At 31.3% G+C, this 13937-nt stretch carries 14 protein-coding genes, 1 other RNA gene and 1 other annotated feature; of the genes, 11 read left to right on the top strand and 4 right to left on the bottom strand.

The window, feature by feature from the left end:
• The first annotated feature begins 22 nt into the window (after nt 1–22).
• From WR164_RS05695 to WR164_RS05680, 4 genes are all read left to right on the top strand, one after another.
• Entirely contained in the window at nt 23–1453 is a 1431-nt protein-coding gene (locus WR164_RS05695) for a glycoside hydrolase family 73 protein (RefSeq protein ID WP_286136568.1), read from the top strand.
• A 94-nt stretch (nt 1454–1547) separates the two neighbouring features.
• Entirely contained in the window at nt 1548–2672 is a 1125-nt protein-coding gene (locus WR164_RS05690; RefSeq protein WP_286136567.1) for an ABC transporter ATP-binding protein, read from the top strand.
• Nucleotides 2673–2703: 31 nt separating this feature from the next.
• Nucleotides 2704–3012, top strand: coding sequence for a hypothetical protein (locus WR164_RS05685; protein ID WP_286136912.1), 309 nt, complete (start codon nt 2704–2706; stop codon nt 3010–3012).
• 124 nt (nt 3013–3136) lie between these two features.
• Nucleotides 3137–4306 carry a cation:proton antiporter gene (locus WR164_RS05680; RefSeq protein WP_286136566.1) on the top strand — a complete coding sequence of 390 codons (1170 nt, stop codon included), beginning with the start codon at nt 3137–3139 and terminating at the stop codon, nt 4304–4306.
• A 33-nt stretch (nt 4307–4339) separates the two neighbouring features.
• On the opposite strand, the gene WR164_RS05675 is transcribed toward WR164_RS05680, so the two are convergent.
• Nucleotides 4340–6421: a KUP/HAK/KT family potassium transporter gene (locus tag WR164_RS05675; protein ID WP_286136565.1), complete on the bottom strand. Its 2082-nt coding sequence runs from the start codon at nt 6419–6421 to the stop codon at nt 4340–4342.
• Between the two features lie 294 nt (nt 6422–6715).
• On the opposite strand from WR164_RS05675, the gene WR164_RS05670 reads away from it, so the two are divergent.
• Nucleotides 6716–7501 carry a glucose-1-dehydrogenase gene (locus tag WR164_RS05670; protein ID WP_286136564.1) on the top strand — a complete coding sequence of 262 codons (786 nt, stop codon included), beginning with the start codon at nt 6716–6718 and terminating at the stop codon, nt 7499–7501.
• Between the two features lie 348 nt (nt 7502–7849).
• The gene (locus WR164_RS05665; protein ID WP_286136563.1) at nt 7850–8179 is read left to right on the top strand and encodes a hypothetical protein; all 330 of its coding nucleotides are present in this window, start codon (nt 7850–7852) and stop codon (nt 8177–8179) included.
• Between the two features lie 115 nt (nt 8180–8294).
• Here the strand turns inward: WR164_RS05665 and asnS are convergent, their stop codons facing one another.
• Entirely contained in the window at nt 8295–9686 is a 1392-nt protein-coding gene (gene asnS / locus WR164_RS05660; RefSeq protein ID WP_286136562.1) for an asparagine--tRNA ligase, read from the bottom strand.
• 49 nt (nt 9687–9735) lie between these two features.
• Nucleotides 9736–9955 (bottom strand) — a binding site (T-box leader).
• Nucleotides 9956–10065: 110 nt separating this feature from the next.
• Between asnS and WR164_RS05655 the strand changes: the two genes are divergently transcribed.
• Nucleotides 10066–10584 (top strand): hypothetical protein, encoded by a 519-nt coding sequence (locus WR164_RS05655; RefSeq protein WP_286136561.1) that lies wholly within the window; start codon nt 10066–10068, stop codon nt 10582–10584.
• 8 nt (nt 10585–10592) lie between these two features.
• Here WR164_RS05655 and WR164_RS05650 read toward each other — a convergent pair whose 3' ends face one another.
• Nucleotides 10593–11090, bottom strand: a complete 498-nt coding sequence (locus WR164_RS05650) for an AAA family ATPase (protein WP_286136560.1) — start codon at nt 11088–11090, stop codon at nt 10593–10595.
• Between the two features lie 392 nt (nt 11091–11482).
• Here WR164_RS05650 and WR164_RS05645 point away from each other — a divergent pair, with 392 nt between their 5' ends.
• The 4 genes from WR164_RS05645 to WR164_RS05630 all read left to right on the top strand — a co-directional run bounded on the left by WR164_RS05645 (nt 11483) and on the right by WR164_RS05630 (nt 13493).
• Nucleotides 11483–11935 carry a CPBP family intramembrane glutamic endopeptidase gene (locus WR164_RS05645; protein WP_286136559.1) on the top strand — a complete coding sequence of 151 codons (453 nt, stop codon included), beginning with the start codon at nt 11483–11485 and terminating at the stop codon, nt 11933–11935.
• 62 nt (nt 11936–11997) lie between these two features.
• Nucleotides 11998–12558 carry a TetR/AcrR family transcriptional regulator gene (locus WR164_RS05640; protein WP_286136558.1) on the top strand — a complete coding sequence of 187 codons (561 nt, stop codon included), beginning with the start codon at nt 11998–12000 and terminating at the stop codon, nt 12556–12558.
• Between the two features lie 60 nt (nt 12559–12618).
• Entirely contained in the window at nt 12619–12978 is a 360-nt protein-coding gene (locus WR164_RS05635) for an SDR family NAD(P)-dependent oxidoreductase (protein ID WP_286136557.1), read from the top strand.
• On the top strand, nt 12957–13493 hold the full coding sequence (locus WR164_RS05630; RefSeq protein ID WP_286136556.1) for an SDR family NAD(P)-dependent oxidoreductase: 537 nt from the start codon (nt 12957–12959) through the stop codon (nt 13491–13493). Before WR164_RS05635 ends, WR164_RS05630 begins: the two co-directional genes overlap by 22 nt.
• Before the next feature lie 37 nt (nt 13494–13530).
• Here WR164_RS05630 and ssrA read toward each other — a convergent pair.
• Nucleotides 13531–13899, bottom strand: a transfer-messenger RNA (tmRNA) gene (gene ssrA / locus WR164_RS05625).
• Between the last annotated feature and the right edge of the window lie 38 nt (nt 13900–13937).

Genomic DNA, 13937 nt, shown 5'->3' with positions numbered 1-13937 from the left:
TAGAGAGGGTTTAGTTGGAGTAATGAAAAAAATAAAAATTGGGATTAAATCATTACTAATTATGTTAATGGTTTTATGCGGTCTTTTTGCTGGTAAAACAGTACTAGCGGACACTTCTTCATCCGTTCAAGCTAATTTTATTCAACAACTTTCACCCATCGTTAAGTCTGTATCAAAAAAATATAATTTATATGCATCCATTATGATGGCCCAAGCAGCATTAGAAAGTGATTGGGGTCAAAGTCAGTTAGCTGTGCAGGCTAATAATTACTTTGGAATGAAAGGATCATACAATGGCCAATCAATTTCAATGCCAACGGCTGAATATAATTCAAATGGACAATTATATTATACTAACGCTAATTTTAAAAAATATCCGAACGTCTATGATTCAATTGACGATAATGGTAATTTATTAAGAAACGGGACTAGTTGGGACAATAATTATTATTCTGGTTCTCACAAAGAAAATGCAGCAACGTTTGAAGATGCTGCTAAATCTTTGGTCGGTAAATACGCTACTTCTCCGCAGTATGCTAACTTGTTGATCAATTTGATCAATCAATATGGTTGGTCTAATTTAGACCAAACTATTAATCAGATTGTTAATGATGCTAATCATCCAAAGCATCATAAAAATAAAAAGAAGCACCATCCAAAAGCTGTTTATGCCAAGGTTAAATTAACTGAAGTTGATCCAGAAAAATGGTCACTATCTTCTAATTACCAACGTGAACAACTATATCGTGATATTCCGAATACTAAAAAACGAGTTGTTAAAAGTCCTTGGATTAATCATAATTCTTACGCGGGACAAAAAGTTTACGTCGATGCAATTGCACAAGCTAATTTTAAGAAAAAGACGACTACTTGGTATCGATTGCGGTTTAAAAATAGTAATCGGGTTAGAAAATATTGGGTTAGTCGTCCTGCTTTAAATTTACCTAAAATCACTTATTATAAAATTAAGACTTCACTTTTAATTAATCATCAAGATAATGAAGTGATTTATAATCATGTGATGGGGGATCCAGCACTGGCCCGACCAGTTTCCAATACGAATAAATTAAGCAAGAATCAATACATGTCCAATTACATGGCAATTGTTAACGATAATGGTTCAGAAAGTATCTGGTATCGAATTCGTTTGAATAAACACCGTAACGGTTGGGGCAATGCAAATTATCTTTTTAATAATAAGCGAGTTCAATATATTAATGATCGTTCTAAACGTAACCTTAATAATCATTATGGTGAATATGATTTGTATGAGCATATTCCAGGGACCCGTCGTCGAATTAAGACATTTAAATGGGCTGAAGTTGGAAATCAAGTTAAGAATAATACCGTCAATTCTAATTTATTAGCAATCAGAAATGCTTATCAGAGTATTTGGGTTCGAATTATGATTAATCATCGTAACTATTGGATTAGTCAACAGGCTTTCAATTAATATTATTAACTTGACGTTTACATCCTAAGTTTCATTATGTATAATAATAATCGTCTTTGAAATAACGAAATTATAATCTAGGAAGTTTTTAAAAATGGCTGAGAATTATAAAATAAAAGTCCAAAATGTAACTAAAGAGTATGATCTTTTTAAAACGCAATCTGATAAATTAAAATCATTCTTTTTACCAGCTAAAAATGTGCCCCATTTTTGGGCATTGATGGGAATTTCATTTACAGTTCCTGCCGGTGAAACGTTAGGTTTAATTGGTGTTAATGGATCAGGAAAATCAACAATTTCAAATATCATCTCAGGAATTATTCCACAAACAACTGGTAAAGTTGATGTTAAAGGTGATACTTCAATTGTTGCGATTAGTGCTGGTTTAAGAAAAAATTTAACTGGTCGCGAGAATATTCGATTAAAATCATTAATGGAAGGTTTAACGAACGAAGAAATTGATGAGATGATGCCTGATATCATTAGTTTTGCTGATATTGGTGATTTTGTTGATCAACCGGTTAAAAGTTATTCTAGTGGTATGAAATCAAGATTAGGTTTTTCAATTGCTGTTCATATCAATCCTGATATATTAATCATTGATGAAGCATTGTCAGTTGGCGATGACACTTTTTATCAAAAATGTGTTGATAAAATTTCTGATTTTAAAAAACAGGGTAAGACCATTATCTTCGTCAGTCATGCATTAAGACAAGTTGAATTACTTTGTGATAAAGTTGCTTGGATTAATTATGGTCAATTAAAAATGTTAGGTCCAACTGAAGAAGTGACTAATAAGTATCGTGAATTTACCCAATGGTTTAAATCACTATCAAAAAAGCAAAAGCGTGCTTTTGAATCTAAAAAGAAGAATGTTCAAAAGGAATTTGATATTAATCAATATCAAAAACAAATTACTGATGATTATTCTAAAAAGCATCCTGATGATCGACATGCACAATCAAAGATTAAAAAATTATTTTATGGATCGGTTATCAGTGAAAAAATGTCCGTTCCCAATCGTTTGCTGACTGGCTTCATTGGTCTCTTAATTATTTTCTTCTGTCTAGTTAATTTTTCAGGGCACCATGTAACACGCGTTTTGGCACATCCAAGATCAATTCTTCATCCTAAAAAGACGTTGTATGTTCCAAATAATCGGACTCACCATAATGTTATTAAACAAAAGCACCATAAAAAAGGAATTCATAAGAAATAACTATGAATATTCGGGGATGATTTAATTGGCAATGAAAAGTCATGAAGTTTTTACTTTAATTGAAGAAATTACAAGGCTTGATGGCAGTAAGTATATGGAAATTAGTAATATGGTTCAGAATGGTCGTGCTGAATTAGCCGCTGAGCGTGGTATGATTAAACAGGTGCGGATTATTCAACTGAATATTGCACATACGGAGCACGTTGCTAAGTATGAACATTATATTAATACTCATTATACGATGCCGAGTGAAAATTTTGATCGTTTTCAAGAATGGAAACGTACTCCTGAAATGGAACAAGAAGTTAAAAAGATTTTAAGAGAAAATCATATTAGTTAGATGAATAAAATTAAATATTTTTGGTTGGAGTACTTACTTTCAAGAATTTGTTTTAAGTTTGGGTTGCTTAAAGCATTCTTAAAGTAGGTGCTTTTTTATATCTTTAAAGGAGATAATTAAATTTATGGATAATTTATTGATTATTTGTCTAGTATTGCTATCAACTACTATTTTTGGAAAAATTAGCCATGCTATTAACATGCCACCAGTTGTTGGCGAACTTTTGTCTGGAGTATTATTAGGACCGGCAATATTAAACTGGCTTCATCCTAATGATTTAATTTATATATTTTCCGATTTGGGTGTGATTATTTTGATGTTTATTGCTGGGCTAGAAAGTAATTTAAAATTATTGAAAAAATATATGAAACCCAGTTTAACTGTTGCTGTAATTGGTGTATTACTTCCATTATTAAGTACGTATTGGATTGGCCGATTCTTTAATTTGAATTTTAGTTCATCAATATTTTTATCCATTATTTTTGTTTCGACTTCTGTGTCAATTTCAGCAGAAATATTAAAGGAGATGCATGCTTTAAATAGTAGTGGTGGCATTACAATCTTAGGTGCAGCCGTTGCTGACGATGTAATTGGGATTATCTTATTGAGCGTCGTATCAAGCTTATTAGGAACCGGTGGTAATAATTTATTTTCAAATCATTTGTTACTAATGATAGTCATTCAAATTGCATATTTTGTTGCATTGGTATTAATGATTAAATGGATTGTTCCTTGGGTATTTAGTTTGCTTAAACATTATCAATTTGAATCTTCAGTCGTTATTTTGGCATTAATTATTTGTTTCTCATTTGCATATGCAGCCGAATTAATTGGGATTAGTTCCATTACAGGGGCATTTTTTGCCGGAATTGCAATTGCTCAAACCAACCAAAGAAAAATAGTTGACCAATCATTAACGATAATTGGGTATGATTTTTTGATTCCGTTTTTCTTTATTAGTGTTGGCCTAGAAATTAATTTAAACGGGATTGAAAATAATTTATTCTTTTTCTTAGTTTTAACAATTTTATCCGTTGTCAATAAACTATTGGGTGCTGGAATTGGAGGATATTTAAGCGGATTTTCAATTTCAAATTCATTTATGATCGGTGCTGGAATGATTTCTAGGGGAGAAGTTGCTTTAATCATTGCTCAAATGGGACTATCAAATCATTTAATTAATAATAATTTATATTCATTAGCGGTTAGTGCCATTATTATGACAACGTTAATTTCACCATTAATTTTAAGAAAGGGAATTTTAATTCAAAAAAAAAAGCTAAGTCATGATTAAACATCATAACTCAGCCTTTTTGGTAAAACTTACTTAATTCATTTTATTGTTATTATTTAATTTATTATTCTTAATTCCACTTTCGGGCCCTCTGTTAGTAGAGTGATGGATTGAATGATAGATCTTTCTTTGAACTAGGTATTGATCATGTTGCATTGTGATAAATAGTGGTGATGCTTCTTCAATTACATTACTAAATTCTAATCCGTACCATGATACAGGTGAAGCAGTAACGTTTTGTAAGAAAATTCTTCCACTAATTAATTGTTTATCAAATGCATTAATTTCAGTATTCATTGTTAAATCGGATGGACGTTCATTAATAATAACGAACTTAAAATCACCAATTTTTCTGTGCTTAATAGTTGAATACTTTTGATCCTGCTTATTTAAGACCCCTTGTTTGATTAGATAATCAACAATTTGGTGTAAATAAACACTAACGCTTTGCGATTTCCTAAATCCTAAGTAAAGTTGAACATCAACGACATTCTTTGTGTTTAACATATCAACAGTGTAAGTACTTTCGTAAGGAACACTAGTTTCATTAACGGTAACAAACCAGTAAACACGAGCTCTCTTTGGCTCTTTATCTAAGATTGAATACATGGCATTACGCTTAATTTGATAGTTATTCTTAATTCTGGTCATGTAGACTAAGTTAGATGTGTAAAGTGGAATTGAATTATCATTACTTAATTCTTCTAATTGATCGCGGTAGTCCAGAAGTGATACATATTCACTTTCCTTTTCATAATGATCACGGCGTTTATTACCAAAGTACCAAACAACCATGACATAAAGAATTAATAACATAATTAAGAAGGTAATGTATCCACCGTGAATAAATTTAACTAAACTGGCTAGGAAGAATACCGTTTCAATCATACCGAAGAATAGAGCAATACAAAATGCAAAAATACGCTTAATTTTGCCTGATAAAAATTCAAATAGCAAAACGGTCGTCATGAGCATCGTAATTGTAATTGCTAAACCATATGCGGCTTCCATATGTTGAGAGCTTCTAAAGAACCAAACAACGAATAATGTTACAGCACACAGGAACCAATTGATTCCTGAAATATAAATTTGACTTCTAACGTTACTAGGATGTTTAACGATCATTCTTGGTAGAAATTTTAAACCAATTGCTTCATCAACTAAGGTATATGAACCAGTAATTAATGCTTGTGAAGCAATAATGGCAGCTAAAGCAGATATAACAACTGCAAATGGTTTCCAAAATCCAGGTAGCATTTCATAAAATGGATTAATATTCACTAAATTACGGTACATTGGATCTTGAGCATGTGATAGCATCCATGATCCTTGACCTAAGTAGTTTAGAAACAATGCAGCATATACAAATGGCCAGGTTCCATAAATGTTCTTTTTACCAACGTGACCCATATCAGAATATAATGCTTCAGCACCAGTAGTGGCTAGGAATACACTTCCCAAAATAAAAATACCAATTTTGTTTTCTGGGCTAAATAAAACATGAATTGCATAGTATGGTGATAGTGCTTTTAACATGATTGGATTAAGATTAAATAATCCAACAATTGCTAAAAAGGCGAACCATACTAACATAACGGGTCCAAATGATTTTCCAATTACACCTGTCCCAAATTTTTGAATCATGAACAGTGATAGCAAAACAATGGTGGTAATGATTAAAACATCAAATTGTGAATTATTGAAATGCAGTGCGCCAACCGTTTGGCCTTTTAACCCTTCGATCGCGGATGTTACAGTAACTGCTGGAGTTAAAGTACCATCAGCAAGTAAAGCAGCACCACCAATTAATGCTGGCCAAACTAGCCATTTACCGTTTCTTCTTACTAGTGCATACAATGCAAAAATACCACCTTCGTGGTTATTATCAGCTTGCATTGTAATCAACACATACTTAATGGTGGTAATAATCATTAATGTCCAAAAAATTAATGAAATGACTCCTATAATATAATCTTGCCGGATGGCACCCATTCTCCCAGCGTCACCAATAATAGCATTCATAACATATAGAGGAGAGGTACCGATATCACCATATACGATCCCTAATGTAATAAGCATTCCAGCAAAGGAAATCTTATCATAACTAACTTTCATAACTGATCCTCCAAATCAATTGATATTAAATAACTATATATGTAGTTAACTTTAAAATGTACATTAAAAATAGCACGAAACAGCTTAACTTTAAAGTTATTAACCTAGAAAAAAATTATAATTACAATATAGTGAATAAACATTATTGTATAGGTAAATACACAAAGTTTCAAATTAAATTTAATTTATAATTATTTTTATGATAGTTATTGTTTAACAAAATGTAATCTTTCATTGTAAAATTAATATATCTTAAGTAAATGTAATTATCATAATAAAGTGAGAGTGATAAATATGTATCAAGATTTAAAAGGCAAAGTGGCAGTAATTACTGGCGGTTCAAAGGGAATTGGCCAAGCAATTGCATTGCGATTAGCTAAAGAAGATATGAACTTAGTCTTTAATTATAATTCCGATGCTAAAGGCGCTGAACGTGCCGTCGAAAAAATTAGGAATAATGGTGGGAACGCCGTTGCAGTTCATGCTGATGTTTCTGAAGAAGCCGACGTTAAAAAGTTGTTAGATACGGCTGTTACTAATTTTGGACAATTAGATCTTTGGATCAATAATGCCGGAATGGAAAATCAAGTTCCAACCCATAAGATGTCATTGGCAGATTGGAAAAAAGTTTTAAATGTTAACTTAACTGGTACATTTTTAGGTTCTAAATCTGCTCTAAATTATTTCTTGGATCATAAAGTTAAGGGTAATATTATCAACATGTCATCCGTCCACGAACAGATTCCATGGCCAACATTTGCACATTATGCTGCTTCTAAAGGTGGTAGTAAATTATTTACTGAAACAATTGCTTTAGAATATGCTAAACGTGGTATCCGTGTTAATGCGATTGCTCCTGGTGCTATTAATACGCCAATTAATGCCAAGAAGTTTAAAGATCCTAAGCAATTGAAGGATACAACTGATTTAATTCCGATGAATCGAATTGGTAAACCAAGTGAAGTTGCCGCTGCTGCTGCTTGGCTAGCTTCCAGTGAATCTAGTTATGTTACTGGTGAAACCATCTTTATTGATGGTGGAATGACATTATACCCATCATTCGAAGAGGGCAAAGGCTAGAATTAATAACTAAATAATCAATTTGGAATTAATCTTGTTAATAGGTTAATTCCATTTTTGTTGAATAATTGAAATTATTAATGAAGGGATTGTAAAGCTTTGAATTTAGTCGCTATTATCATTTTTATTATTATTTTAATATTATTATTTATCGCTTCCTTTATATTTGGATTTAAGTGGAATCGAAGGCATCATCGAAAATAAACTCTGAATTAACGTATATTATTTCAAAATATAAGCTTAACAATGTATTATGTAAGTAATGGGTAATTTAAAATAGCTATAAATCTGAAATGAAAAGACTTTAATTGGCTCGTTTTAAATAAGACTTTAGGAGATGGAAATTATATGGACACAAATATGATTGATATTGCAATGTTCATTTACGCAACTTATAAGGGAAGTGAACGGGATTATGCTCTTAATATTTTAGGAATGGATCTTAAGAGTAGTATCCAAGATGTAAAAAAAGCTTATAAGCAAAGCGAAAGTGATTTTACTGATCGGATTCGAAAGCCGGTTAATATTCCTGATGACACAATTAATTATAGTGCAGCATTTGATGTTGCAATTGGAAGCCGAGTTCGTGATAAGCAATTAAATAAGTTCGCTAGAAGAGCTCAAATTGCATACGAAATCTTAGATTTTATTGATAAACATATTGAAAGTAAAAAATAAATTATTAATGAAATAAAGAAACCAGATTCTTAATATCGAATCTGGTTTTATTTTTGTATTGGCATTAAAAAAGCATTCCTTCAATTTGAGGGAATGCTTTTGAATTGATTAAATTTTAAAATGGAGCATTGCCTGGTTCTCTAGGGAATGGGATGACATCTCTGATATTTTCCATTCCAGTGACGTACATCAACAATCTTTCAAATCCAATTCCAAAACCAGAATGCTTAGTTTCACCATATTTTCTTAATTCAAGGTACCATTGATATTCTTCTGGTGGGAGGTTGAAATCATGAATCTTTTTCTTTAATTCATTGTAACGTTCTTCACGCTCACTTCCACCGGACATTTCACCAATGGTTGGCATTAGCATATCAACGGCGGCAACGGTCTTGCCGTCTTCATTATCACGCATGTAGAATGCTTTGATGCCTTTAGGATAATCAGTGACAAAGACGGGCTTCTTAAAAATTTGTTCACTTAAGTAGCGTTCATGTTCAGACTGTAAGTCAATTCCCCACTTAACGGGAGCTTTGAAATCAGCACCTGAATCTTCTAGTAATTTAATGGCTTTAGTATAAGTAACGACGGCAAATTTTTCGTTTTTAGTATGCATTAAACGTTTGATTAAACCATGGTTAACATTTTCATCCAAAAATTTAAGCTCTTCTTCAGCATGGTCAAACAAGTACTTGATAACGTATTTAACGATACCTTCTTGAACATCAATAATATCTTGCAAATTAGCGAATGCCATATCTGGTTCGATCATCCAGAATTCTGAAGCATGGCGAGAAGTATGGGAATTTTCGGCTCTAAAAGTAGGACCAAAAGTATAACTATCTTTAAATGCCAAGGTGTATGCTTCACCAGGAAGTTGACCACTTACGGTTAAATTAGTTTCTTGACCAAAGAAATCTTTAGAATCATCAACTTTACCATCCTTGGTTTTAGGAAGATTGTTCATGTCCATAGTTGTAACTCTGAACATTTGACCGGCACCTTCAGTATCACTACTTGTAATAATTGGTGTGTTGACGTAAACAAATCCCTTTGATTGCAAATATTGATGAATTGCAAATGCGGCTAATGATCTAATCTTAAAAACAGAATAGAAAGTATTAGTCCTTGGACGTAAATGGGCAATCTTTCTTAAGAATTCATATGAGTGGGCTTTCTTTTGAAGTGGATAATCACTATTGGAACCACCGATTTCCTTTAATGAATCAGCATGGATTTCGAATGGTTGTGGTGCATCCGGTGTTTCAATAACCTTTCCAGTAACTTTAATGGTTGCTGAAATTGGAATTTTAGTGATGTCCTTAAAATTAGGAGTGTTGGCGCTTTTAACAATGATTTGAGCATTCTTTAAGAAGGTTCCATCATTCATTTCAATAAAAGCAATCTTTTTGGAGCTTCGGATGGTTCTAACCCATCCTTCCATTTCAATGCTTTCTTCCGGGTAACTTTCCCGGGTATATAAATCTCTAACAGTTGGTTTTTGCAATGAATTCACTCACCTTTCTGAATACTAATAAAAAAAGATCCTTCATCCAATCAAGGACGAAAGATCTTTCCGCGGTACCACCTAAAATGCTTTATAATTTTATAAAGCCACTCTAACATGTAACGAATGTTAAGCGTCCATTCCTACTTTTAGTTCAAAATGAAATTATTAACGGTGTTATTCTTAAACAACAGGGTTGCTAAACTCTCACTAACATTAGCTCGCTTTGAAAATAATTGCTTAATACTGATCCGCTTAAATAGTATTTTTAGTTTAATTTATTTCATATGTATAATAACACTAACATCATTTTTTTACAATTTAATCATGTAAAATGAGCTATATATCGGTATTTTAAATAAAAAGGGGGAAAACTTAAATGTTGAAAATTAAAACATTCATTGATCCACTTCGTAAAACACTATTAATTTCACTTCATCCGCCGTACGTAAAACAAATTGAAAATGGTACTAAAGTGATTGAATACCGCAAATCATTCTTTAAACATCCATTTCAGGCGTTTGTGTATACGACTGGTAAACATGGTGGGATTGAATTGTTTATTAAATGTGGGCAACCAATCATCGGGGAGGCTAAGTTAATGGCTCGAATTGGTCAGAAAATTCAGAATGATAATTATCAAGAAACGTATCAGTATTTCATCAAAAAGAATCAGGGCGTTATCATTCCCATTTTAAAAGCAATTAGTTTGAAGAAAATTTCAAAAAATTATCTTTTTAGTCATTTCAAAAACTTTAGTGCACCACAATCCTATTTATTTTTAAATCGAGCCGATAAGAAGAACATTCTAGGTTATTTGAAGAATGATGAGTGTGTGAGAGTGGAAGATAACCAGTGGAATGAAAAATATAAAGAAATTAATGAAATTTTAAAATAACAGTAAAATTATAATTTGATATCGTTTAAAATAATTTGAATCATTTTTCTTTGGGTTACATTTTTATTGATGGCCTTTTCTCCTCTAATACCAAGAAAATTTTTTGGAATAAACCATGATTGCATTTGTTCTTTAGAAAAATTTTTAGCTACTTTAGTGTGGTTTCTTTTTAATGTTTCATCAAATGATAAATCATAGTAATAAGAAACTATTCTTTTAGATTGCTTTAAAACTTGTTTTAACATTTTTCCGTATTTTTGACTTGGCAGAATGCCTTCAATGATAATAAATCTGCAATGTTTAATTCCATAATCAATAATTGTCTCAATCAATCCAATTTCTAAGTTATTTGGTTTATCTTTTACCATTAACATTTGTCTTCTGATATAATCTTGGGAAACTAGTAGGGTGCCACTACCAAGAATACGATGTAATTGGTTAGCGACTGTCGTTTTACCACTACCTGAATTACCTCTGATTAAAATTACTGTTGAAATTTTGACCACTTCTTTCTAATTAAATTATAAGTAAGTGATTTATTCATTAAAAGAAACTATTGATTTAAATAAGTATATATTATTATAATATATTTAAATCTTAATATAAGGATATGATTTAAATTAAAAGAAACTCATATGTTAGTATTTTCTCTTTTTATATTTTAGAATTAATCATTTTGTTTGCTTCTGCTTTAATATCATATTATTTATTCCCTAAAAATGAATATTTATCGGTTGGAATAAGATATATAATTTCACTAATTTTAGTTATGTTAATGAATAAATATTGGCTGAAACAAAAGATAGAAATTGGATTTCATAATATTCCATTTTATAAACAAATTTCTTCATATTTAATTATACTTTTTTTATTAATTGTTAATTTTTATGGGTTTAGATTGAGTGATTTAAGTCAACCATTAGCTGATAGCATTTGTTTTTCTATCGGACCTGGTATTTTTGAAGAATATGTTTTTAGAGGAGTTATTTTTAAAGCATTTTTAAATAAGTTTAAAAAGAACTATAAGGGAATTTTGATTTCAATACTTTTTAGTAGTTTTTTATTTGGATTAATTCATTCTTTAAATATAATTAATTCGCAGAATATAAGTTCTACTTCTTTTCAAGCACTAAATGCATTAATATTTGGGATCGTCATGTCAACGGTTTATTTAAGAACCAGAAATATTATTTTTCCAATATTAAGTCATATTATTTATGATTTCTTAGCTGGTGTAACATATACGACGATTGATTCTAATTCGACTGGTGTTATTGTGTTTTATATTTTTCTAATTATATTTGCAGCTTTTATGATTAGACCTAAAGTTATTAAATCATATTTAACATAAATTATGATCATTATTTATGTTTTTACTTGATAATAACTGAATAGTTAGTTATTATAATAGATATGCGAAAAACAAATCTTAATAAATTAAATGCAATTAAAAAATCAGTTATTGATTCATGTGAGAACTACGGCATTTTTAACATGACAACGGCTAAAATTGCTAAAAATGCCGGCGTTAGTCCTGCTACCATTTATCTTCATTATCATGATAAAAAAGATCTATTGAGTCGCCTATATGAAGAGGTGAAGAGTAAGTTACAAAGAGGCGTTGATAAAGTTATTAACGATAATGATTCGATTGATCTACAAATGAAGAAAGTAATTAATTTTAGTATTAATCAATATCAAAAATATCCAAAGGAATTTAATTTTGTTCAAGTTCTTTGGAACAATAAAAAATTATTGGATCAAAAAGCCATCAATTTTGATCAACAGCTTAATCCAACACTGATTCATTTGTTTCAAAAAATTCATGATTCAAATGAATATGTAGATGCTCCACAAGAAATTTTAGATGTGTTCTTTTCGATTCCATTATTGATTGTCGAAAGGAACCACAAACTTGGAAATGATCGGATTAATCAAGTAAGTACGATGGTAATAAATGCTATTAAAAAGTAGCATTTATATTTTTAATTATTAAAGACTAACTGTTCAGTTATAAAAGGGAGAGAATAAATAATGAAAACAATTTTAATTACAGGAGCAACTAGTGGGATTGGCAAAACAGCCGCATTGGAATTAGCTCAAAACGGGTATAATGTTATTATTCACGGTCGAAATGAAAACAAAGCAGAACACATTGTAGAACAAATTAAAGATAAAAGTCATAATCAGAACATCCATTATTTAATTGCTGATTTACTATCGTTACCATCAATTAAACAAATGGTAACTGAATTCAATTCTAGATATGATCACTTGGACGTTTTAATTAATAACGCCGGTGCAGTATTGAATGACCAAAGGAAGGAAACTAGTGATGGAATCGAATTGACGATGCAATTGAACGTGGGAACGTGGTTGCACCGTTCTTCTTAACCCAGTTATTATTGCCTAACCTTAAGAAAAGTACGGACGGCAGGGTTATTAATATGGCATCTTCAACTGCTAACATGGTAAATCCTGATATGAATGATTTGAATTTTAAGAACGAACCGTCTGGTCAAAAACGTTATGGAATCAGTAAATTATTTGTGATTTGGAATACTCAACATTTAGCTAAACTATTAAAAAATCAAAACGTTCATAATGTTACTGTAAATGTTTCTCATCCGGGAGCGGTTGCCACTAATTTTGGCCAAAATAGTGATAATGGTTTTTGGAACAATTTAATTTATAAGGTTGCCTTAAAATCACATTTGATGTCTTCGCCAGAACAAGGGGCTTCAACTAATTTTTACTTGGCAACTTCCAATCAAATTAAGGGTGTTTCTGGAAAATATTTTAATAATAAAAGAAAAATGATTGATTCACCCAAGCGGCACTATTCTGAAGAAAATGAATTAAAATTATGGAACTATTGTATGAAAGTTGTCGAACCATTTTTAAATTAAAAAAGCAACTGGTAATTAAATCACCAGTTGCTTTTATTTATGGAGTCGGCGGGAGTCGAACCCGCGTCCTAGCATATCGCCACCCGAGTCTCTACGCTCATAGCGATACTATTTAGAAATTCGCCAACCAAAAACACCGCATCTCAAGGTTTTCATTGGCTGACTATCCTGATTGATCTCTTCTAGTTACTTCAGGTCGGAGTGACTAGCGTATCCTATAATATATAAAACCCGTATCCAGCTTCTAGGCCAAGCTGAGCGGATCACGCAGAGCTAACTTTATTTAAGCAGCTACAGCGTAAGAATTATTATTATTTGCAGTTAAAAACTGAATCGTTTTTTACGTAGCGTTGCTACGGAACGCAATTCAGGCTCGAACTATACCAGTCGAATCCTTAACGACCCCAAAATTAATAATAATACATAAAACATAATAACATACTT

Source organism: Philodulcilactobacillus myokonensis (genome assembly GCF_027923585.1).
In the GTDB taxonomy this organism is placed as follows: domain Bacteria; phylum Bacillota; class Bacilli; order Lactobacillales; family Lactobacillaceae; genus Philodulcilactobacillus; species Philodulcilactobacillus myokonensis.
The sequence above is the reverse complement of the archived record's forward strand: the minus strand, read 5'-3'. Positions and strand labels throughout refer to the sequence as shown.